Origin of the sequence: Paucidesulfovibrio gracilis DSM 16080, assembly GCF_900167125.1 — a bacterium.
GTDB lineage: Bacteria > Desulfobacterota > Desulfovibrionia > Desulfovibrionales > Desulfovibrionaceae > Paucidesulfovibrio > Paucidesulfovibrio gracilis.
In genome coordinates this window covers 134,364-155,399 of the sequence record NZ_FUYC01000004.1, presented here as the reverse complement: position 1 = coordinate 155,399, position 21,036 = coordinate 134,364, and the positions used below count along the sequence as shown (strand labels likewise).

Below are 21,036 nucleotides of genomic sequence, written 5' to 3'. Positions count from 1 at the left end.
CTTATGATCCTCGCTAGACGTTGGTTCGATTGCCAAGCATGGGATATCCCATTTCCTCACGTTGCGCCGCATACAAAGCGGCGATGGAGGAAGCCAGATTGCGCACGCGGCCGATATAGCCGGTGCGCTCCGTGATGGAAATGGCCCCTCTCGCGTCCAGCAGGTTGAACGTATGCGAACACTTCAGACAATAGTCATACGCGGGCCAAGGCAGTCCCGCCTCGCAGAGGCTTAAGCACTCCGCCTCAAACTTATTGAACAGGTCCAACAGCATATCGGCGTTGGAAAGTTCAAAGTTATAGCGGGATTGTTCCACCTCATTGCGATGGTGGACCTGGCCGTAGGTAACGTTCCCATTCCAGGAAAGATCGTACACGGATTCTTTTTCCTGCAAATACATGCAAAGCCGTTCCAGTCCGTAGGTGATTTCCACACTCACAGGCTTGAGATCAATGCCGCCAACCTGCTGGAAATACGTAAACTGGGTCACTTCCATTCCATTGAGCCAAACTTCCCAGCCCAGCCCCCAGGCACCAAGAGTCGGCGACTCCCAATCATCTTCCACAAATCGGATATCGTGCGCAGCCGGATCGATGCCCAACGCCTTAAGACTGTTCAGATACAGATCCTGTACGTCATCCGGGGAAGGCTTCAGAATAACCTGAAACTGGTAATAGTGCTGCAACCGGTTAGGATTTTCTCCATAGCGTCCATCAGTGGGACGGCGGGACGGCTCCACGTACGCCGTATGCCAGGGTTCCGGGCCGATTACCCGAAAAAAAGTCGAAGGATTAAAAGTCCCTGCCCCGCATTCTACATCCATGGGCTGCATGAGAACACAGCCGTACTCGGACCAATACTTTTGCAGAGTCAGGATAACATCTTGAAAATTCATTTATTTCTCCACTCTAAACATTCCGAAAAGATCCGCCGTCCCACTCAAGACCGAGGTGGTAGGCCATAAAGCGCTCCACGGCCTCGGAAAATTCTCCCCGAACCGCTGGTGGGACGGTCAAACGAGGCCACTCTTCCGGCGGGTGGGTCATTATCCAATCCAACGCCCGCAACGCGCCGTGTGAAACCACAAGCCCCCGGCGCAACGATTCCGGCCCTACGCAGGACGGACACAAAACTTGCCCTTTTTCCACAAAAAAACGTGGGTTGTCAAAATCCTCCAGCGAGCGCCCGCACCCGCCACAGCCGAGAAAATGCGGTTGATATCCCTGAGAAAAACCTACTCTGGCCCGAAAAAGAAGTGGTATCTCCTCAGGCGAGGCAAGCGGGATTTCCAACAAATGCAACACCCGCAGCAGCAGATCATACGTTTGCTCCGCGCCTTCCGGCGCCACCTGCACGGCCTCGGTGAACTTCAGGCAGTTCACAGCCACTCCGAGATTACGACGATTGCCGCGTACACCGGGATGTCCTTCCAGCAGTGTCCCTTCATCCAGGTTAAGGTACCGGCCACGACGATCCGAGTTAAAATGAAAAAGCACCAGGTTCAGCGGATCAAGACATCCGGGAAACCGTCGGCGGCTTTTCATGCCCCCGAAAGCGAACGCCGTCAATACACCACGGGAAGGGGTCAACAGACGAACCCAGGCGTCCGCTTCCCGAAAACGGCCGACGCGAAGTACCAAGGCCTTTTCGGTGAATTCGCGCAACACCTCTCCTTTGCTTTCCGGCCATACGCCCAAGAGGGATACCCGTCAAAACGGGGGACGCATTGACGAGGGCGACAAATGGACTGCCTAAGGCAACGCGACGTCGACAACACCCGTTCCCGTAACGGGATGTTCCTTTCCATCCAAAACCAGCTGAACGCGTTCCAACCGTCCAAACCGGAACTTTCGCTGCCCGTTGAACGCATACTTTACGGTCTGCCCCGGCTGTACCGTAAACTCGTCTCCCCAGGGGGTGTCACCGATTTCCTCACCGTCGGGGTGAAACACTCCGACCCAACAGACGTCTTCCTCCGCCGTAATTTCAAGCAGGTGATCCTCTTTGGCCTCCCGGGATGACGCCGCCTGCTCCGCCTCCGAAGATGACACACCGGCTGAAGCGGCTATGGAAGGCTCCTGGACAGCGACGGGCAACGCATCGGACGGGTTGGAATCGGATGCCGAAGCACCGGTCTCCGACGCTCTTTCTGGTTTCGCCGAAGGCTTCTCGGATTCCAGTACCTGCTCCACTTCAGGCTCCGCAACAGCCTTTGCGGAACGGGCAGCTTCTCCTTCCTGCATCATAAACCATACCAAGCCGCCCAATAGTGCAAGAAGGACTAAAACAACCGCCACAGCGCCCCATTTCGGAGCACTGCCGCCTCCTTTGCTGCAAGGATCGCTCAAGTCCTTAACGCTGATTCCTACATTGGTGCCGGTCTCGACGTCCTCGTCAGGATGAAATTCCCGCTCCAAGACCCGGACACACTCCTGAGGGTCCATGCCGAGCAACCGGGCATAATTACGAAGAAACCCCTTGGCATACACAGGGTGCGGGAAGTGGTCGGTATCCCCATCCTCAAAAGCCACAAGGATGCGACGGCTGATTTTAGTTGCCTCCGTCACATCGGCAAGGGAAAGCTTGCGTGCTTCCCGCTCCTGGCGCATGCGCGCTCCGAGCTGAATCAAATCCATTCCTGCTCCCATAAAGGACTCACGCACAGGCGAGCCTATTTGAACTCCACAACGGCCCGTTCCCGAACAAGCTCCATAAAATCTTCGAACAACGTTTCAAACTTCTTCTGACGCAGCTCCTCAAAAATGGCCTGCCGGGTCCGGTCATCCATCGCTTCCACGGCATCGCCTTCGCTTTCTCCGGTAACCTGCAAAAGCACCCATTTCCCGTCGGCCTCAAACGGTTCGCTCACCTCATCCTTTTCAACGCCCTGCAAGGCCTCGCGCCACGAGGCGGCCAGGTCGCCCATGGCAAACAGCCCAAGATCGCCGCCATTACCCACTGCGGGTCCAACGGAATATTCATCCGCGGCCTCGGCAAAAGACATCCCATCATCCATAGCTTCCAAAATAGTATCCATGGCAGCCTTGTCCGGTGCCATGATCACACTCAACGTCACATTGCGAACGGTTTCCCCCAACGTCGTCCCCGAGCGCTGGGCGTACTCATCCTCAATCTCCTTGTCCGTAACAACAATGCGACTGGAGACATTGTTTTGAACGATCCGGCGCTTGAGCATATCGTCGTACACCGACTTGCGCAGCTCCTCCTCGGTCATGCCGTTGCCTTCCAGAAAACGCTGGAACCGTTCTTCGTCAAGTCCCTTGTCTCGCTTCATTCCTTCGATAAAAGCCGTGACCTCATCCTCGCTCACGGAGACCCCCATGCGGTTCGCCTCCTGGGCAAAGATCAATTCATTGACCATCTCCTCCAACAAATTGGTCTTGAGCTGACGCAGCTGTTCCTGCATCTTCGGCGTATGCAACCGGTCACCATAGTCTTTTTTAATACGGGTATAAATTGTGGACCAACGTTGCTGAAAATCATAACTGGTGATGATTTCACCATTGACGACAGCCATGATGGAGTGAACTTCCGTAGCCTGGGCCTTGCCACCCGGAAGCAAAAATAATGTCAGCAAAATCAGAATAATCCCTTTTCGCATCGTCACTCCTGAATCCCCGTGCGGGGTGCTCTTGCCGTCTGAAACGGCCTTGCGTTTACCGGCTGCCTCGCACCGGGCAACTCTGAAAGTTCACCTATGTTGTTCGTACAAAATGCAGCCTACTCTTCGGCATCCGTGGCCGACGCAGGGCTGGACTCGGTTTCCCCGGGGGACACGGCATCGGCGTCCGAATGTTCGGAGTCCCCGGTTGCCGCATCCAACGCTGCGCCCGCTTCTTCCTGACCGGAACCAGCCACAGCGGTTTCTTCGGATTCCTCCACAGGCAGCAGATGTCGGCTCACTTCAATGTGATATCGCTTCCAGGCTCCTGAAAGCCACTTTTCAAAGGCCTGCGCCACTTTACGCCGCGTCAAAGCCTGCTCAACAAGAGGATATGCCTGGGTGGGGTCCAATAATTTGGCTGGAAGCCGTTCCAACAGGACGAGAGCCTCGTACCCAAATTTTTCTTCTATGATTTGACTTGCTTCCCCATCGGGCAGTTCCTGTAACGCCTCCAACCAAGGGGAAGAGAGCTGTCGTTGCCGCACGGTGATCTCATGCACGGCCACGTTGCCGACTTCCTGCATGGCTTCAGGATCTGTGGAGTCCCGCCAGATCTTCAAAGCTTTTCGCAGCGACGACTTGTCTGCCGCACGTACCACCAGAACACGCAGTGTCTCGGGAAGCTGAAAATCCTTGATGTGTTCTCGGTAATACGCATCCGCTTCGCGGTAATCAATTTTGACCTGAGGCCGAAGCACAAGTTCATGAAATTTTTCCAAGGAACGATGGTAGCGTAGACGCTCCCGCCAGGCCGCAAGATCAATATATTCTTCCACCAGAACTTGTTCAAAAGTGTCATCGGGGTAATCTGAACGGACTTTTCGTTCTTGCTCGGCCAGTTCTTCTTCGGTTACCTCCAGGCCGCGCGAACGTAGTTCCTGGTGGACCATTTCCAGTACGATCAGATCTCCCAAAATCTTCCCATACTCGTCCCGCAAGGCTTCCACGGTGGGGACAAATGCTCCGGCCCCGTCCATATGCAGCAAATCATGCTGAAACTCCAGCTGCGACAGATAAATAGGCTCACCATTCACCCGGGCCACGATCCCCAGATCGTCCCCTTCCGAAGAACAGGCAGCCAGAAGCAACACAGCACAACAACTCCACAATAAAAAGCGGGCGATCTTCATTCAGCTTCCGTCCGTACTGTTTCCGGCTCCGTAAACTCGGTGGCCAGAGATTGTAATTCATTTCGCAAATATTCCAACCCCAAAGCGGTATCCGGCTGCGGGCTTGCCCAACGCACTTCCAAACGTCCGGGCGGAAGCAGCTTGGCGGATTCCGGCCGCTGGGCAACCCAGCGGATCAAATGCTCGGGAGTAACCACGGTGACCTCTTCTCCCCAGGATATCACAGCTCGGCCGGGATAAAGATCAGCCCGCTGCACCTGCAAGGTCGCCAACAGCTCCTTCAATTCCAACACCGACAAAAAGTTCCGCACGGATTCGGGAATTGCCCCAAAACGGTCCCGCAACTCCGCCTCAATTTCCTTTCGTGCCGCATCATCCGCGGCAGAAGACAGTGCCCGGTAATAACCGAGCCGCTCCTTGGCGTCCGGAACGTACTCCCCGGGAATATGCGCCTTGAAAGCGAACCCAAGTTCCGGTTCCGTCCGGACGGGCCGTTCTTCGCCGCGCACCCGGCGAACCTCTTCCTCCAACATTTCCAAGAACAAATCCAGTCCCACTTTGGCGATATTGCCGGACTGCACTTCCCCAAGGATATTCCCGGCACCACGCAAGCGCAAGTCTTCCATGGCAACCCGGAACCCGGCTCCGAGATAATCCATATCAAGGATAATGCGCAACCGTCGTTTGGAGGTCTCGGGCAACGCCTCCAGAGAGGAGACCACAAAATACGCATAGGCTTGGCGCTCACTGCGCCCCACCCGACCGCGCAGCTGGTACAACTGGCCAAGCCCAAACATCTGGGCCTGATCCACAATCAGTGTGTTCACATTGGGAAAATCCAGGCCCGATTCGATGATGGCCGTGGCCACAAGGACATCCAGCTCCTTGTGCCAAAAACGGTGCATGACGTCTTCCAGCGCTCGTTCAGGCAGTTGACCATGCGCCATGCCCACACGTGCCTCGGGAGCCAGTTTTTGAACAAATTCCGCAACGCGCTCCAGCCCCTGAACCCGATTATGAACCCAAAAGACCTGCCCCCCACGATCCAACTCCAACTTCAACGCTTCGGCGAGCTGGGCCTCGTCGCGTTCCACCAACGCGGTTTGCACGGGTTTGCGGTCCTGGGGTGGTGTTTCAATGACGGAAAGCCCCCGCAACCCGGACAATGAAAGTTGCAGCGTGCGGGGAATGGGCGTGGCTGTCAGGGTCAATACATCAATATGCTTGCGAAAATGTTTGAGCCGTTCTTTGTGCTTAACGCCGAAACGCTGCTCCTCGTCCAGAATCATGAGTCCCAGATTGGGCAAATCCACGTCTTTGGACAACAGTCGATGGGTTCCGATGAGCACATCAATTTCCCCTCTTGAGGCGGCGGCGACAACAGTTTTTTGCCGCTTGGGAGGAACGAATCGCGAAAGAAGCCCGATATTGACGCCAAAGGGATCCATACGTTTTTTAAACGTCTGGTAATGCTGTTCCGCCAACACCGTGGTGGGACAAAGCAACGCTACCTGCCGCCCCTCCTCCACAGCACGAAACGCGGCGCGTAACGCCACTTCTGTTTTGCCAAATCCCACATCGCCGCAGACAAGTCTGTCCATGGGTTCCGGTCGGGCCATGTCCGTAAAGACTTCCCGAACGGCCTTTTCCTGATCCGGTGTAGCATCAAAACCGAACCCGGATTCAAACTCATGGTACATCTCACCAGGCTCCCCGTAGGCAAAACCTTTGGTCACCCGACGAACGGCATACATCTCCACCAACTCATGCGCGATTTTTTCCAGAGCCTTACGCACCCGAGCCGTGGTCTTGGCCCAACGGGTGCCGCCAAGCTTGTCTAAAGCAGGCGACGTGCCTTCCGGCCCCTTAAAGCGTTGGACCAAGTTAATCCGATCCACGGGCAAATAGAGCTTGTCCTCGGCGTCAAACTGCAACAAAAGATAATCGTTCTCCACTTCCCCTGTTCGTAAAGGCTGCAACCCGCCAAACCGCGCCAACCCGTAGTCCCGATGGACCAACAAATCCCCTTCGAGCAGACCATCATAGCGATCCAGCCCCTGAAATCGTTTGTCACGAACCCGAACCCGGCTCTCCCGCCGTGGTTGGATCACGTCCTCGCCCAGCAGCCGCATCCGCAGCCAGGGCAACTCGAATCCTTTGGTCAATGGCGCGGTCAAGGCAAACAAACCATTACGCTCCGGCTGATACTCCAGAGCGATATCCAGTGTCTCACCTTCCAGGAGACTCAAAAACTTGGCCCGGGAGCGGTCCGTGCGAAAACAAAGAACAGTTTGTCCTTGCTGATGGGTCCATTCCCGAAGGGCTTCGACCAAAGCGGCCCATGGGCGTTGCGCTTGATCCGGCCGCCAAAACAAATCCGAAAAATCACTGTAGCGGGCTTCCACCAAATCAAGCCCATTTTTTTCCACGCCCAGAGTCAAATCCTCGAACACCAACTGTCTTCGGCCGATCCAGGCATTGCGGGCGGAGTCCGTTCCCCGACAAAGGGAAACCAGCGGCCAACGCTGTTGCGCATCACGTTGGCGACGCTCCACAAAACCCCGCCAAGCTTCTCCCGCGTCTTCAACCCGCTGACGCAGGTTCTCGGCGGAACTGAGCACGAACACGGCATCCGATGGAAAAAACTCCTCCAACGCGACGGCTTTCTTGGAATACAACCCAGGCAAAAACCATGGCTCCTCCGCATCCAAAGCCGAGCACAAGCCCTGCTCATCCAGCGCACCCATTTCCCCGGTGCTACGGAGTTCACGCCACCACGCCCGGGCCTGATCGGGCCGGCTTCCGGTCATGGGAGTAGGGGTCACGGGCAACAGCGTTATTTCTTCCAATTCTTGTCGGGAGCGCTGGGACGCGGCATCAAAAAGGCGAATGCTCTCCAGCGTGTCGCCAAAGAAGTCAAGACGCAGCGGCTGCGTATAGCCTGGGGCGAAAATGTCCAGAATATCCCCACGGACCGCCATCTCTCCAGGTTCGGAAACGACCTTTCGACGACGATAGCCCCAACTCACCAACTGCTCCAGCATTTGGTCCAGCAACAGTTCTTCGCCGCGCGCCAAAGCTGTAAAGCTGTTACGAACAGTGTCCACGCCCGGCCAAAATGGAAGCAGGTTGTCGGCAGTCAAAAGTAGCCCTTTGGGCCGCGAACCGTGGACCATGGCATGCAACGTGGCCATACGCCCGGACCACCCCCCGGCTTCGGGAAGCTCCGGACGATGCGTCCCCAACGTAACCCAACGCCGATCCCATACGGGGAGTGACAGATCGTCACCGGAAAAAAGACGCAGCAGCGCGATGATTTCCCGATATTCGGAAGCCCCGGGAGCGATAAGCACGACATTATGTCCGGAACGCAACAAGGCGTCCGCTGCAACAGCCTGGCCGGCAGGACCACTCTTAAAAATACGCAGATGGTTTCCGCGGCCATTAAGAAATTCCGCCAAAAGCGGCGGCAGGGAGTATCGACTCATGGGTATGTATCCAAGATAATGGAGAGGATGTAGTGCCGAGGTAAGCTCCGCACGGGCCTCATAAAAAGAGAAGAATTCGCAGGCCATCGCAGGCCATCGCAGGCCGAAAAGAACGAAGAGCCGCCGAAAAAAACAAGCAGGCCGGACACGGATCCGCCCAATGGCGTGCGGCTTATCCCACCTTGTTCAGGGCTTCCTTTTCCTGACCGGAAAGCAAACGATCAAGGTTCAGCATGATCAAAAGACGATCATCCAATTTCCCAACGCCATCAATGTAATCAGACTCCAACCCAGACACGACGGCAGGAGGCGCTTCGATGGTATTGGCTGGAATCCGAAGCACCTCGGACACGGAATCGACCATGAACCCAACAATCACACTGGCGGTCTCAATGACGATGATACGATTGTGTTTGTCGGTTGCACGCTGGTCCATGCCAAAACGGCGACGAAGATCCACAATCGGGATCACCTTGCCCCGAAGATTGATCACGCCCTCTACGAACTCAGGAGCCTTGGGAACCTTGGTTATGGCCATGGTCCGGATGATCTCCTGCACCGCCAGGATATCCACGCCGAACTCTTCTTCGCCGATACGGAACGTAACCAACTGGATCAGAGCATCATCCTGGTGTATCTGGTTCTTTTCCATGGACCACAATCCCTTGGCAAACGTTTAGCCTTTTGAATTCCTTTCAGCGGGAATGATTGGCAACATGTCCCCCCTTTGTCAACCGCCCCATACCGTCCTCCAACCGAGCTGGCACGAAACGACCCTAGGGAAGAGGCATCCAATCCTATTCTTCGCGCATCTCCCGAATAGCCCGACGCAGATCCTCAGAAAGCCGTGCCAGCCGTTCAATGGCCTGCCGGGATTCGTCCGCATGACGCAACGTATCGTCACTTTCCGCGTCGATTCCACTTAACGAGCGGCTGATTTCCTCACTCGTGGCCGCCTGCTCTTCCGCAGCCGTGGCAATGGCCCGGACCTGGACGGAGTTGCTGTCGATAACCTGCACAATTTCCTGCAACGCCACTCCCGCCACCGCGGCCTGTTCCGTGGAGGTCCGAACGGCTCCGGCGGCATTGTCCGTGGCCTGCACACTTTTTTCCGTGCTGCCCTGGATGCTCACGACAGCACGGCCCACCTGTTTGGTCGCTTCCATGGTTTTTTCCGCCAGCTTCCGCACCTCGTCCGCGACCACGGCGAAACCACGTCCCGCTTCCCCGGCACGGGCCGCTTCAATAGCGGCATTCAACGCCAACAAATTTGTCTGGTCGGCAATGTCCTCAATGACGTTCATGACGGTTCCGATTCCTTCGGCTTCCTGATTCAAGGCCCGCATCGACTCACGCAGCGTGTCCGCATGGCCCTGCACCTCTCGAATAGCCGCAATCACGCCGTCAACGGTACGCTCTCCTTCCTCGGCCTTGCCCATCCCCTCCTGGGCCTCCCGGGCCGCATCTCCGGCATTACGCGCCACCTCGGCCACCGAGGCGTTCATTTGTTCCATGGCCGTAACGGTTTCCACTGTACGTTTTTTTTGCGTATCCGCTCCGGCTGTTACCCTTTCCATCTTCCGCTCCAAACGGGCGGAAGCGGACGCCACTTCGTCGGCTATGGTCTCAGCCCTTGCTGCCACCTGAGACATGGTTTCATACTGCCGCAGCACGGCCTGCTCATTCTTTTTCACAACGGTCAAATCCGATGCAATGGTGCAGGATCCCATCAGCACGCCTTCCAAATCGTACAGCGGAACCGCATCCAGTCGGATAAACCGGGTATTCCCCCGATCCGTCAGCAATTCACGCTCATGGTTGACAATCGCTTCGCGTGCCGATTGAACATGTTCCGCCAGAATGTCCCCTTTTGCCCCCTTATAAAAGAACTCCGAAACGTGGGAACCTAACTGTTCCTCCGGACTCCCCTCCCGTTCCAACAAATCCAGCATGGGTTGATTCACAAAAGTGAGACAAAACTTCGTGTCCACCACAAAGCAGGGAGACGTCATACCGTCCAGCAATCCCTGCGCAAATCCAAGGCGCTTCAGGGTGGCAAGCATCGCCTCAATATCGCTGGCAAGCTCCGCCATCTCACCATACAGATGGTTGTCCAACGTGGCGCTGAACTCTTCCTGGGCAATACGCCGGGTGAAACGCCGCAGTCGCCCAATCGGCACCACGACGCTCCGGCCAATGAGAAGGACCAGCCCAAAGGCCACCACCAGTGCTCCACTGGAACTCAGCCCAATAATCCACAGCATGGATCGATACTCGGCCAGTCGCCGTTCCAACAGCACATCCAGCTCCGCGGATGCCGTCTCGGACAACTCCGACGCTGTCCGGCGCAACTGAAAGGCGGACTGCATAAAAATCGGCCCCTTGACCAAGGTCCATCGTGCCGGGTCCGAAAGCATGTTTACATACTCGAGAAAATCTCTGGCAGCCGCCTCATAGCGGCGCAACAGTGGAGTCAAATTTTCCTGAAGACTCGCGCTCTCGTCATAATAAAACTCATCTTCCTCCAACGCGGTTCGCCCATCGGCCAGCACTTCAATGTACCCGATACGACGCAATTCAGCACCGAGCAACAGCAATTTCCGACGCGTCATGCTCGAAACACTGCCCGTATTCAACGCCAACTCCGCATGCGTCACAACTTCGGATACAAGTGCCTGCGTAGCGGGCAATCGCTTCAAAACGAGCCGAACCAGAGCCGAAGAATCCTGATCAGGATCAAGCCCAAGCCTGGAGGTTCCCCCAACCAGAGCGATAAGCTCCATCAGGTCATGTACCAACGCGGAATGCTTGGCCGTGGACGCCCGTGGTGAAAGCCGTTTCCACTTCTTCAACTCCTCCCAGCGCTCAAGCAGAGCCTGCAACGCCAAACGCTGCTTGCCCCGACGAAGCAACCCGGCTTCGTCAAGTTCCAAAACCGGAGCCATATCCGCATGGATGCGCTCCAAAATTTCAAACCGGGCGTCAATGCTTTTCTCAAGGTTGCGGAGTCTGGATTCATCAATCCCCCCGGCTACCGCAAGCGATACCAAGCGCTCATGCTCGGTGATTTGCTGGAGCATGGTGGACAAGGGACGAATATAGGCGTTGCCGCGTACCTCCAACCGTGCCAAACGAATGTCATCATAGCTGGCGGAGACCAAAAAATATGAAAGGATGGCGATGGGCAAAAGGAATACCAGGCTGGCGCACACCAACCTCGCCGTAATGCTCATACCGCGAATACGTGCGAAAAAGGAATCGCCGGACATAACCCTCCCCCTAAAGACAGACACAGATGCAAGCGTATGATTATTTTTAATTCCGTATTCCCATAACCGAAGTAGTATAAGAATCCAAGAAAGACAACCGTATCGAAGGCCCGATCCGCTTGGTGGGAAATTGACGGGGAGAAACAAAACGTCTACGGTGCGACGAATTTCATTACGACCCTTTTCTTTTACCCTACCATTCCCGCGAGGAACCATGGCGCGATATACGCAACTCCCGGAAACAGTCTCTCTTGAGGATCAGATCAAAACCCTTGCCGACGAAGAATTGCTCGACTTCTGGGAAGAAACCCAGCAATTGGGGCAAGCCGCCGAGGCAGAAGAAGATACCGACGCCCACACACTCGGCCCGGAATTCGAACGAATCATCTTGCTGGAGCTGCAGATGCGCTCTTGCAGACGAGTAGGTTCCATCTAACCGATTCCGCCCGGCGACCCGAATAAATGGAAAGGCCTTGGCTTCCTCTCATGGGGAGTCCAAGGCCTTTTCCTGTGGAATAGGGCTTCTCCGGCCAAAAGCCGGTCGTCACCTACTCCGGCGTCACGGACACACGGCCGATGCTGAAATATGCGAATCCGCTTTGGGCCATCAATTCAGGCGAATAGAGATTGCGTCCATCAAACAACAGGGGGGCTTGCAGCGCATCGCGAATACGTTCAAAATCAGGATTGCGGAACTGGTTCCAGTCCGTGACCACGGCCAATGCACTGGCCCCGGTCAGCGTTTCGTATTGTTCCTCCACAAGCTCCACAAGCTCGTTGTCCTGCAAGGCCTGGCGCGCCCGCTCCCCGGCAACGGGGTCAAAAGCACGAACACGCATGCCCTCCGAAGTAAGTACTCGGATCAACTCCAAGGCCGGTGCCTCGCGGATATCGTCAGTGTTGGCCTTAAAGGCTATACCCCAAAGCGCCAGCGTTTTCCCCGCAACACCACCCTGATCCGCAAAATAGTCCTTGATCTTGTCCGCCAGCACAATTTTTTGTCGATTATTGACTTCATCGACGGCCGCAATAAGTCGAGGTTCGAAATCATTATCCCGTGCCGTATCAATAAGTGCTTTTACATCCTTGGGAAAACACGACCCACCATATCCCATGCCGGGATAAATGAAATGGTACCCAATGCGGTGGTCCGAGCCGATTCCCAAGCGGACCTCGCCCACATCCGCGCCGACGCGCTCACAAATGCCAGCCATTTCATTGATGAAACTAATCTTGGTGGCCAGCATGCAGTTCGCTGCGTATTTCGTCATCTCCGCGCTGCGGGTCTTCATAACCAATAACTTTTCCCGCGACCTGGCAAATGGCGAATAGAGAGCCCGCAACAACTCCGCGGTGCGGACGTTTTCCGTTCCAACAATCACACGGTCGGGCTTCATGAAATCCGTTACCGCGTCGCCTTCCTTCAAAAATTCTGGGTTGGAAACCACATCGAATTCCAGCGAATCTCCCCGGGCATCCAACTCCTTCTGGATAATCCCGCGCACGCGGTCGGCCGTTCCCACCGGCACCGTGGATTTGTCGACAACAATTTTATATGATGTCATGGTTTGACCGATCTCTGAGGCCACAGCGTCCACGTAGCAAAGATCACACGAACCATCAGGCCGGGAGGGCGTGCCCACGGTGATGAAGGCGAACAAAGCGTTCTTCAGTCCTTCAGCGAGACTCGAGGTAAAAGAGAGGCGGCCCTCCGCCACGTTGCGGCGTACCAGCTCCTCCAGTCCCGGCTCAAAAATATGTACCTTGCCCGCCCGAAGGGTCTCCACGATTTCCGGATTCACGTCCACGCAGACCACATCATTGCCCATCTCCGCAAAACAGGCCGCACTGACAAGGCCTACATATCCGGTTCCAACAATACAAACGTTCATCGTGTTGCGTTCTCCATCTGGTTAGCCGTTGGTTCGCCAGCGCATAGGGAAAATACGGTTTGGGAAAAAAGTCAAGGTCCAAACCACAATTGTAGCGCCATTGCCGTCCTAGGGGAAAGCGTTCTCTGTCTTGCATTGCGCCTCGAAGGAGCGTAGAAATTTTTTCTTTCAAAACCACTCCGGAGGAACGTCATGCCCGTACTCTGCGTCAATATCGATCATGTGGCCACCCTGCGCAACGCCCGGATGGGCATTGAACCTGAACCCGTCACTGCCGCCGCCATGTGCGAACTGGCCGGCGCCCACGGCATCATCGTGCATCTGCGTGAGGATCGCCGCCACATCCGCGACCGCGACGTACGCACCTTACGGGAAACCCTGAACACACGGCTGCATCTGGAAATGGCGGCCACTAAAGAGATGCAGGGAATCGCCTTGGAGACCAAGCCGGAAATGGTCTGCCTCGTACCGGAAAAACGGCAGGAACTCACAACGGAAGGCGGCCTCAACTGCATTGGAAGAGAACAGGAACTAGCCGACTTTCTTGCCCCGCTGCACGAGGCCGGAATCCGCTCCAGTCTTTTTGTGGATGCAGACCCGAAGCAAGTTGCAGCGGCAGCCTCCATCGGAGCAGAATTTATAGAAATCCACACAGGCCACTACGCTGACGCCGCATCCCATGCCGAACAGCAGCAAGAGCTGGATGCAATTCTGCGGGGCATCGACATGGCCCAGGAAGCCGGACTGCTCGTCAACCTCGGACATGGCCTGAACTATACCAATATTCAACCCTTTGCCCGTGTTCGGGGTATCCAGGAATATTCCATCGGTCACTCCATCATGGCCAGGGCCATTTTTTCCGGACTGGATCAGGCTGTGCGCGACATGGCGAATCTGGTTCGCACCTTCACAGACTAGAGAGCAATCATGGTTCGCGGCATCGGCATCGACCTGGTAGAATTGGACCGCATTCGCGATTGCCACCAACGGTTCGGAACAAGGTTCATCCAAAAAATTCTTACCAAACAGGAAACGGCTCGTTTGAACGGACGCCGCGACCCCGTTCCCTATCTGGCCGCCATGTTTGCAGCCAAAGAAGCAGCGGTGAAGGCGCTGGGTACAGGCTTCGCCCAGGGAGTAACCCTGCACAATGTGGAGATTCTGCATCTCCCCTCGGGGCAACCGGAATTGCACCTGCATGGGCGCGCCCTTGAAGTGGCCCAGGCTCTTGGTGTATCCTCCACTCATATTTCCCTGACGCATGCGCGGGATACAGCCGGGGCCGTCGTCGTGCTCGATGGCTGACTCCTCAAAAGCTTTTCCGCCCCAGGAGCGAAACCATGTTTGAACCCCTTCCCGTCCCAGCGGAAATGGCCGAATGGGACCAATCCGCCATCCATGAGATCGGTATCCGAGGAGAATTGCTCATGGAAAACGCCGGCCGGGAAGCTCTGAATGTTCTCCGGCAGGCCTGTGGCCCCCTGAGCAATAAACGGGTTCTTGTTCTGGCCGGTCCAGGCAACAACGGTGGCGACGCCTTTGTCGTGGCCCGTCATCTCCATGATCTCGGTGCCAACGTTTTGCTACTCCACAGCCGCGCCCAGTCCGCGTATAAAGGCCATGCGGGCTATCATCTCAGGTTGGCGAAACGCATCGGCACCCCCATACGGCGCCTTACCCCTTCATTGTTCAGGCGCTACCATCAAAAAGGCTCCATTTCCCTGCCGAACGGAATATCCTTTTCAGGTTCCCCGGAGATTCTTATTGACGGACTTCTCGGTACAGGGTTCGAAGGCTCTCTCCGAGCGGACATGCTGGAAATTGTTCAACTTGCCAATCAGATGACTACCAATGCCGTGGTCTTGGCGTTGGATATCCCCTCGGGTCTGAATGGCGCGACCGGTATGCCCCAGCCCATAGCCATCCGGGCGGACCTCACTGCCACCTTCGGTGCCGTCAAGCTGGGACTCGCACTCCCGGAAGCTGCGGAGTACACGGGCCTTGTGGCCCCTTGCGATATCGGCATTCCCAATCAGTGCCTCCAATCCGCACCGCCACGGCACTTCCGCATCGCACCGGAAATATTCGACATAGCTCCAAAAGCAAACCCCAATGCCCATAAAGGACAAAACGGCTCCTTACTCGTCGTGGGCGGTAGTCGGGGGTTGACCGGTGCTCCGCATCTCGCTGCGTTGGGAGCCCTCCGCGCTGGTTGCGGACTGGTGACGGTGGCAGCGCCTGCTGCGCTCTGTCGTGATATCAAGTTAAATCACCCGGAAATCATGACCTTACCGCTGGGACAGGATTGCCGGTGGAGTTCGGCTTTAGCCGAAGAACTGGTCACACACCTGAACAACAATCCCGCACGCTACCACGCATTGGCCGTGGGACCGGGCCTTGGTCGCTCTGACGGCGCTCGACATTTCCTCTCCGTCATCGGCCGGAGCCTGACCCTGCCCACAGTATATGACGCGGATGCCTTATTCCACCTGTCGAACCTGCACCAGACGCTCCCCGCACAAGCAGTCATCACTCCCCACCCGGGCGAAGCCGCCCGTCTGCTGGGGTGTTCCACAAGGGAGATCCAGGCCGATCGGATCACAGCGGCACGACAGCTAGCAACGCTCTTCCACACAGTGGCCGTGCTCAAAGGGGCTTGGAGCCTGGTGGCGGATCCACCGGGCAGAATCCATCTCTGTGATATGGCCGTACCCTCGCTGGCAGTAGCGGGTTCCGGCGACGTTCTCACCGGTTTGACCGGATATCTGCTGGCAATGGGCTTTTCTCCGTTGCATGCCGCCTGCCTCGGTGTATATTGGCATGCATCCGCCGGAAAACATCTTGACCAATTGCGACATCGGGGTCATCTGGCGGGAGAAATTGCCAACGCTCTTGCCGACGCCCGCCATCAGTACAACAAGGAGGCCTCATGCTGACCGCCAAAGACATCATGACTATCAATCCTTTCACCCTGGCTCCGGATGCAGACGTGAGCGAAGCCGTACGTCTTATGCTTGAAAACAAAATCAATGGACTCCCCGTAGTTGATCAGCAGCAGCAACTCGTAGGCGTAATCTGCCAAAGCGACCTTGTAGCCCAGCAAAAGAAAGTGGCCCTGCCTTCCTTTTTCACCCTGCTGGATGGCCTCTTCCCGGTTACGGCCTCGGAAGAAATGGACAAGGAAGTCGACAAAATGACCGCACTCACAGTGGAAAAAGCCATGACGACAGATCCCGTCCACGTGAACGAGGACACCCCGTTGGACGAAATCGCCACCCTGATGGTGGAAAAAAAGCTCTACACCCTCCCCGTAGTGAACGAGGGCCGTCTTGTGGGGGTCGTGGGCAAAGAAGACGTGCTCAGAACACTTTTGTGAGCCATGCCCCTGCGCCTTGAACTGAACGATCACGCGGCAACGCTCCACCTGGGGCAAAGCCTCGCCAGCGTGTTTTCCCGACGCAGCCGCCCCCCCGCTCTGTTGCTCACCGGAGGGTTGGGAGCCGGGAAAACAACTCTGATTCGTGCCTTGGTGGAATCCCTGCCGGGAGCCGCCCAGGCCGAAGTCACCAGCCCGAGCTTCAACATCGTCAACCTATACCCCACCACCCCACCAGTGGCACATTTCGATCTTTACCGATTGGCCCAGGGATGTTTGGACGACGATATTTTCGAGTTACTGGATTCGGAAGAAAACTGGTGCGTGGTGGAATGGGCGGAACGACTTCACCCGGAAGACGTTCCCACCGGTGCCGTCCGTATCGAAATGGAGGCGTCCGAAACTGGACGCACGGCCCGAATCCAGGCAATGGTATCATCCGATGAGGAGGCAATTCGAGTCCTCCTGCAAGACTATGAAGGATAACGCATGAGTTTAGTGGTTCAAAAATTCGGCGGGACATCCGTGGCCAACCTGGAGTGCATGCGGCAGGTCTTGGCCAAAGTGAAGCGTCCGCTCTCCCGGGGAGATAAAGTGGTCGTGGTCCTTTCGGCCATGTCCGGGGAAACCAACCGGTTGCTTGCCATGGCCGATGAGTGGGCTGCCCAGCCCGACCCCGCGGAAGTCGACAGCCTGGTTTCCACTGGGGAACAAGCTTCCGTGGCGCTTTTTGCCATTCTCCTGAAGGCTCAAGGTATTAGAGCAAGGTCCGTGCTCGGATTTCAGGTACCCATCCGCACGAATTGTGCGCACGGCAAAGCCAGAATCCTGGACATCGACGGCTCAAAGCTTCACACGATGCTTGACGAACACGATGTTCTCGTTGTGGCCGGATTTCAAGGCTGTGACGACTGCCAACGCATCACCACTCTGGGACGCGGCGGCTCCGACACATCAGCCGTTGCGCTCGCCGCAGCACTGGAAGCTGATGTATGTGAAATCTATACCGATGTTTCCGGCGTTTTTACCACGGATCCGAACATCTGCTCCACGGCTCGAAAAATCGACAAGGTCGCCTATGACGAAATGTTGGAAATGGCGAGCATGGGTGCCAAGGTACTGCAAATCCGTTCTGTTGAATTCGCAAAAAAATACAATGTGATCGTTCATGTCCGGTCCACGTTCTGTGATGAACCGGGAACCATCGTCTGCCAGGAGGATCAAATGGAAGCCGTGCTCGTATCCGGCATTGCCTACGACAAAGACCAAGCCCGCATCACACTTGTGCATGTGGAGGACCGTCCCGGAGTCTCCGCTCAGGTCTTTTCTGCCATTGCCGCCAAAAAAATCCTTGTGGACATGATCGTTCAGAACCCCAGCAAAGACGGAAAAACCGACCTGACCTTCACGGTTCCTCGCGCTGATTTGAAGCAGACCATCCGCATCCTGGAAGGATTGAAGTATGAAATCGGCTTCGGAGATCTGCGCTATGATAAACACGTGGCCAAAATCTCGGTTATCGGTGTGGGCATGCGCAACCATTCCGGCGTCGCCTCCAAAGCCTTTCAGGCTCTTTCCGACGAAGGCATCAACATCCTTATGATCTCCACATCGGAAATCAAGGTAACCTGCCTGATCGAAGAAAAATATACGGAATTGGCTGTTCGCACGGTGCACAAAGCCTTTGACCTGGACTCCGAAAACGGAACGCCGAACTGTAGTTGCCCATGAAAAAAATATCGCTCTACGACACCACTCTGCGGGACGGGACGCAGGCCGAAGAATTGAATCTGACAACGGAAGACAAAATCCGTGTGGCCAGAAAACTTGATGAGTTGGGCCTGCATTACATTGAAGGCGGCTGGCCGGGATCCAACCCCACGGACAAGCAGTTTTTCCGGGAAATCCGCAAACACCGGCTATCCACGGCTCGGATCACGGCCTTCGGCAGTACCCACTATCATCGCACCAGTGCGGAGCAGGATCCGAATCTCGCGTCCCTGCTGGAGGCGGAGACCCCGGTTTTGACTATCTTCGGCAAGACCTGGGATCTGCACGCCCGCACTGCATTAGGCGTCAGTCTGGAGCGAAATCTCGAACTAATCCATGCCAGCCTGGAACATCTGCGTCCGCATGTGGACGAATTATTCTTTGATGCCGAGCATTTCTTTGACGGCTACAAGGCGAACCCGGCTTTTACACTCGACTGCATGAAAACCGCTCATGAAGCCGGTGCGGACATACTGGTACTCTGCGATACGAATGGCGGCACCCTGCCCCATGAAATCGTCAAGATCATGGCGGATGTCCAAAAGCACCTGCCTGATGCACAGCTGGGTATCCATACCCACAACGACTCGGAATTGGCCGTGGCCAACGCTTTGGTCGCGGTTCAACATGGGGCGGTGCAGGTCCAGGGGACCATCAACGGATATGGGGAACGGTGCGGTAATGCTAACCTCTGTTCCATCATTCCATGTCTTGAATTGAAAATGGGGCTTGACTGCCTCGGCGCGGAACGCCTGAAGATGCTGCGTGATACAGCGAACTATGTCAGCGAAGTCGCTAACCTGCGCCCCTTCCTGCGTCAGCCCTTTGTGGGCGCGGCCGCTTTTGCCCACAAGGGCGGCATTCACGTATCCGCCGTGCTCAAGGACTCCGAAACATACGAACACATTCGCCCGGAATCCGTGGGCAATCATCAGCGGGTACTGCTTTCCGACCTGGCAGGTAAATCCAACATCCTGTTCAAGGCCAAGCAATGCGGCTTTGATGTGGATCGAAATGATCCCCGACTGGAAATCCTGCTCGACGACATTAAGGCTCGTGAGGAAATGGGGTACGAATATTCCGTGGCCGATGCGAGCTTTGAATTGCTCCTGCGTGAAAAACTCGAATGCCCGGATCCGTACTTCACGTTCCACAATTTCTTTGTTCTGGACTCAAAACGAGAAGAGGACGAACTCCCGCTGTCCGAAGCCACAGTCATCGTCTCCGTTCGAGGGGAACGGGCACACACCGCCGCATCGGGCAATGGCCCGGTGAACGCCCTGGACCGTGCAGTCCGCAAGGCATTGGAACGTTTTTACCCACGACTCAAAGAAGTGCGACTCAAAGACTTCAAGGTACGCGTCGTTTCCGGCGTACTTCGTGATACGGGCGGCACGGCTTCTTTTGTACGTGTCCTGGTCGAATCCAGCGATGGACAAAACCACTGGACCACGGTCGGCGTTTCCCACAACATCATTGAGGCATCCTGGCAGGCCGTGGTGGACTCCATCAACTACAAAATCCACCTCGACGAATGTGAAGCAAAAGCCGGGAAAGGCGACCCCGGAGCCCCGTAATCCATAATCGTTTTCCAGGAATTATCATGCTCAAGCAGTTGACTTTTCTCTGTGACAACACGGCGGCCCCGCACCTTGAGTGCGAATGGGGACTCAGCGTGGCATTGGAATTCGACAACGGCCACTTATGGCTTTGGGACACAGGACAAACCGACCTGTTCCTGCGCAATGCGGCTAAATTAGAAATTACGCCGCATAAGGCGGACGGCCTCGCTCTTTCGCATGGTCATTACGACCACACCGGCGGGTTGAGCGCCCTCATGGAGCATGGCTTCCGCGGTGACATCCTGGCACACCCACAGGCAGAAGTGCAGCGGTACAGTCACCGCAAAACCCTTCGGCCTATTGGGCCTCCGGTCCCCCTACCGCGGTTCACACCTGTGGAACGTACGGCAACACCGGAACCGGGCATGACCATGATCACGGATATCCCTCGTCAACCGGGCCTGTTCCAGGCAGTCCGAGATTTTTCTCTGGATACGGAGGGAAAACGCCCCGACCCTGTTCCGGACGATGCATTCCTTATGCTGGAAACACGCCAGGGACCGCTGGTTTTATTGGGATGCTGTCATTCAGGATTGGAAAACAGTCTTCTTGAGCTGCAAGCACAAACCGGCCGGAGCGAGGTCTTTGCAGTCGTCGGCGGTCTGCATCTTCATAACGCTGGCGAAGCGGAATGGGAGGCTACGGCTCAAGCCCTGGAACGCTTTCACGTCCAGAAACTGGCTATGGGCCACTGCACGGGAGAAAACGCCATCCAATTCTTGGAAAACCGACTCAATTGCGAATGCCTTCGAACCTATTCAGGCTTACGCTTGAGCCTGCCCTAAGCTCCGCAGACTGGCTCGC

The 21,036-nt window shown here is 56.0% G+C and carries 18 protein-coding genes; 9 read left to right on the top strand and 9 right to left on the bottom strand.

Features of this window, described 5'->3' with window-relative positions; all coding sequences use genetic code 11:
* Positions 1-13: 13 nt before the first annotated feature.
* The 8 genes from glyQ to B5D49_RS06990 form a co-directional block, all read right to left on the bottom strand.
* A complete protein-coding gene (glyQ, locus tag B5D49_RS07025) occupies positions 14-895 on the bottom strand; it encodes a glycine--tRNA ligase subunit alpha (protein WP_078716973.1) in 882 nt (293 codons plus the stop codon).
* Positions 896-908: 13 nt separating this feature from the next.
* Positions 909-1,664 carry a DNA repair protein RecO gene (gene recO / locus B5D49_RS07020; RefSeq protein WP_078716972.1) on the bottom strand — a complete coding sequence of 252 codons (756 nt, stop codon included), beginning with the start codon at positions 1,662-1,664 and terminating at the stop codon, positions 909-911.
* Between the two features lie 87 nt (positions 1,665-1,751).
* Positions 1,752-2,636 carry a helix-turn-helix domain-containing protein gene (locus B5D49_RS07015; protein WP_159447156.1) on the bottom strand — a complete coding sequence of 295 codons (885 nt, stop codon included), beginning with the start codon at positions 2,634-2,636 and terminating at the stop codon, positions 1,752-1,754.
* 35 nt (positions 2,637-2,671) lie between these two features.
* Complete coding sequence (locus B5D49_RS07010; protein ID WP_078716970.1) at positions 2,672-3,622, bottom strand: SurA N-terminal domain-containing protein; 951 nt, start codon at positions 3,620-3,622, stop codon at positions 2,672-2,674.
* A 119-nt stretch (positions 3,623-3,741) separates the two neighbouring features.
* Complete coding sequence (locus tag B5D49_RS07005; RefSeq protein WP_078716969.1) at positions 3,742-4,815, bottom strand: peptidylprolyl isomerase; 1,074 nt, start codon at positions 4,813-4,815, stop codon at positions 3,742-3,744.
* The gene (gene mfd / locus B5D49_RS07000; RefSeq protein WP_078716968.1) at positions 4,812-8,303 is read right to left on the bottom strand and encodes a transcription-repair coupling factor; all 3,492 of its coding nucleotides are present in this window, start codon (positions 8,301-8,303) and stop codon (positions 4,812-4,814) included. Before mfd ends, B5D49_RS07005 begins: the two co-directional genes overlap by 4 nt.
* A gap of 172 nt (positions 8,304-8,475) precedes the next feature.
* Positions 8,476-8,955 carry a chemotaxis protein CheW gene (locus tag B5D49_RS06995; protein WP_078716967.1) on the bottom strand — a complete coding sequence of 160 codons (480 nt, stop codon included), beginning with the start codon at positions 8,953-8,955 and terminating at the stop codon, positions 8,476-8,478.
* Positions 8,956-9,100: 145 nt separating this feature from the next.
* Entirely contained in the window at positions 9,101-11,572 is a 2,472-nt protein-coding gene (locus B5D49_RS06990) for a methyl-accepting chemotaxis protein (protein WP_159447155.1), read from the bottom strand.
* Positions 11,573-11,786: 214 nt separating this feature from the next.
* Between B5D49_RS06990 and B5D49_RS06985 the strand changes: the two genes are divergently transcribed.
* The gene (locus B5D49_RS06985) at positions 11,787-12,008 is read left to right on the top strand and encodes a hypothetical protein (RefSeq protein WP_078716965.1); all 222 of its coding nucleotides are present in this window, start codon (positions 11,787-11,789) and stop codon (positions 12,006-12,008) included.
* A 112-nt stretch (positions 12,009-12,120) separates the two neighbouring features.
* Here B5D49_RS06985 and B5D49_RS06980 read toward each other — a convergent pair whose 3' ends face one another.
* Complete coding sequence (locus B5D49_RS06980) at positions 12,121-13,464, bottom strand: UDP-glucose dehydrogenase family protein (RefSeq protein ID WP_078716964.1); 1,344 nt, start codon at positions 13,462-13,464, stop codon at positions 12,121-12,123.
* 192 nt (positions 13,465-13,656) lie between these two features.
* Between B5D49_RS06980 and B5D49_RS06975 the strand changes: the two genes are divergently transcribed.
* Genes B5D49_RS06975 through B5D49_RS06940 form a run of 8 tightly spaced genes read left to right on the top strand, consistent with a single transcriptional unit; the run spans position 13,657 to position 21,017 of the window.
* Entirely contained in the window at positions 13,657-14,382 is a 726-nt protein-coding gene (locus B5D49_RS06975; protein ID WP_078716963.1) for a pyridoxine 5'-phosphate synthase, read from the top strand.
* A gap of 9 nt (positions 14,383-14,391) precedes the next feature.
* Entirely contained in the window at positions 14,392-14,769 is a 378-nt protein-coding gene (locus tag B5D49_RS06970; protein WP_078716962.1) for a holo-[acyl-carrier-protein] synthase, read from the top strand.
* Between the two features lie 35 nt (positions 14,770-14,804).
* Entirely contained in the window at positions 14,805-16,400 is a 1,596-nt protein-coding gene (locus B5D49_RS06965; RefSeq protein ID WP_078716961.1) for an NAD(P)H-hydrate dehydratase, read from the top strand.
* On the top strand, positions 16,394-16,840 hold the full coding sequence (locus B5D49_RS06960; RefSeq protein ID WP_078716960.1) for a CBS domain-containing protein: 447 nt from the start codon (positions 16,394-16,396) through the stop codon (positions 16,838-16,840). Before B5D49_RS06965 ends, B5D49_RS06960 begins: the two co-directional genes overlap by 7 nt.
* 3 nt (positions 16,841-16,843) lie before the next feature.
* Complete coding sequence (tsaE, locus tag B5D49_RS06955) at positions 16,844-17,326, top strand: tRNA (adenosine(37)-N6)-threonylcarbamoyltransferase complex ATPase subunit type 1 TsaE (RefSeq protein WP_078716959.1); 483 nt, start codon at positions 16,844-16,846, stop codon at positions 17,324-17,326.
* A gap of 3 nt (positions 17,327-17,329) precedes the next feature.
* A complete protein-coding gene (locus tag B5D49_RS06950) occupies positions 17,330-18,571 on the top strand; it encodes an aspartate kinase (protein ID WP_078716958.1) in 1,242 nt (413 codons plus the stop codon).
* Entirely contained in the window at positions 18,568-20,187 is a 1,620-nt protein-coding gene (gene cimA, locus B5D49_RS06945; protein ID WP_078716957.1) for a citramalate synthase, read from the top strand. Before B5D49_RS06950 ends, cimA begins: the two co-directional genes overlap by 4 nt.
* Positions 20,188-20,213: 26 nt before the next feature.
* The gene (locus tag B5D49_RS06940; RefSeq protein ID WP_078716956.1) at positions 20,214-21,017 is read left to right on the top strand and encodes an MBL fold metallo-hydrolase; all 804 of its coding nucleotides are present in this window, start codon (positions 20,214-20,216) and stop codon (positions 21,015-21,017) included.
* Positions 21,018-21,036 lie beyond the last annotated feature (19 nt).

What these genes read in the sequence shown, in the direction of transcription:
- glyQ (WP_078716973.1), bottom strand. Translation starts at nt 895, where the DNA reads ATGAATTTTCAAGATGTTATCCTGACTCTGCAAAAGTATTGGTCCGAG.
- B5D49_RS07015 (WP_159447156.1), bottom strand. Translation starts at nt 2,636, where the DNA reads ATGGATTTGATTCAGCTCGGAGCGCGCATGCGCCAGGAGCGGGAAGCA.
- B5D49_RS07010 (WP_078716970.1), bottom strand. Translation starts at nt 3,622, where the DNA reads ATGCGAAAAGGGATTATTCTGATTTTGCTGACATTATTTTTGCTTCCG.
- B5D49_RS07005 (WP_078716969.1), bottom strand. Translation starts at nt 4,815, where the DNA reads ATGAAGATCGCCCGCTTTTTATTGTGGAGTTGTTGTGCTGTGTTGCTT.
- mfd (WP_078716968.1), bottom strand. Translation starts at nt 8,303, where the DNA reads ATGAGTCGATACTCCCTGCCGCCGCTTTTGGCGGAATTTCTTAATGGC.
- B5D49_RS06995 (WP_078716967.1), bottom strand. Translation starts at nt 8,955, where the DNA reads ATGGAAAAGAACCAGATACACCAGGATGATGCTCTGATCCAGTTGGTT.
- B5D49_RS06990 (WP_159447155.1), bottom strand. Translation starts at nt 11,572, where the DNA reads ATGTCCGGCGATTCCTTTTTCGCACGTATTCGCGGTATGAGCATTACG.
- B5D49_RS06985 (WP_078716965.1), top strand. Translation starts at nt 11,787, where the DNA reads ATGGCGCGATATACGCAACTCCCGGAAACAGTCTCTCTTGAGGATCAG.
- B5D49_RS06980 (WP_078716964.1), bottom strand. Translation starts at nt 13,464, where the DNA reads ATGAACGTTTGTATTGTTGGAACCGGATATGTAGGCCTTGTCAGTGCG.
- B5D49_RS06975 (WP_078716963.1), top strand. Translation starts at nt 13,657, where the DNA reads ATGCCCGTACTCTGCGTCAATATCGATCATGTGGCCACCCTGCGCAAC.
- B5D49_RS06970 (WP_078716962.1), top strand. Translation starts at nt 14,392, where the DNA reads ATGGTTCGCGGCATCGGCATCGACCTGGTAGAATTGGACCGCATTCGC.
- B5D49_RS06965 (WP_078716961.1), top strand. Translation starts at nt 14,805, where the DNA reads ATGTTTGAACCCCTTCCCGTCCCAGCGGAAATGGCCGAATGGGACCAA.
- B5D49_RS06960 (WP_078716960.1), top strand. Translation starts at nt 16,394, where the DNA reads ATGCTGACCGCCAAAGACATCATGACTATCAATCCTTTCACCCTGGCT.
- tsaE (WP_078716959.1), top strand. Translation starts at nt 16,844, where the DNA reads ATGCCCCTGCGCCTTGAACTGAACGATCACGCGGCAACGCTCCACCTG.
- B5D49_RS06950 (WP_078716958.1), top strand. Translation starts at nt 17,330, where the DNA reads ATGAGTTTAGTGGTTCAAAAATTCGGCGGGACATCCGTGGCCAACCTG.
- cimA (WP_078716957.1), top strand. Translation starts at nt 18,568, where the DNA reads ATGAAAAAAATATCGCTCTACGACACCACTCTGCGGGACGGGACGCAG.
- B5D49_RS06940 (WP_078716956.1), top strand. Translation starts at nt 20,214, where the DNA reads ATGCTCAAGCAGTTGACTTTTCTCTGTGACAACACGGCGGCCCCGCAC.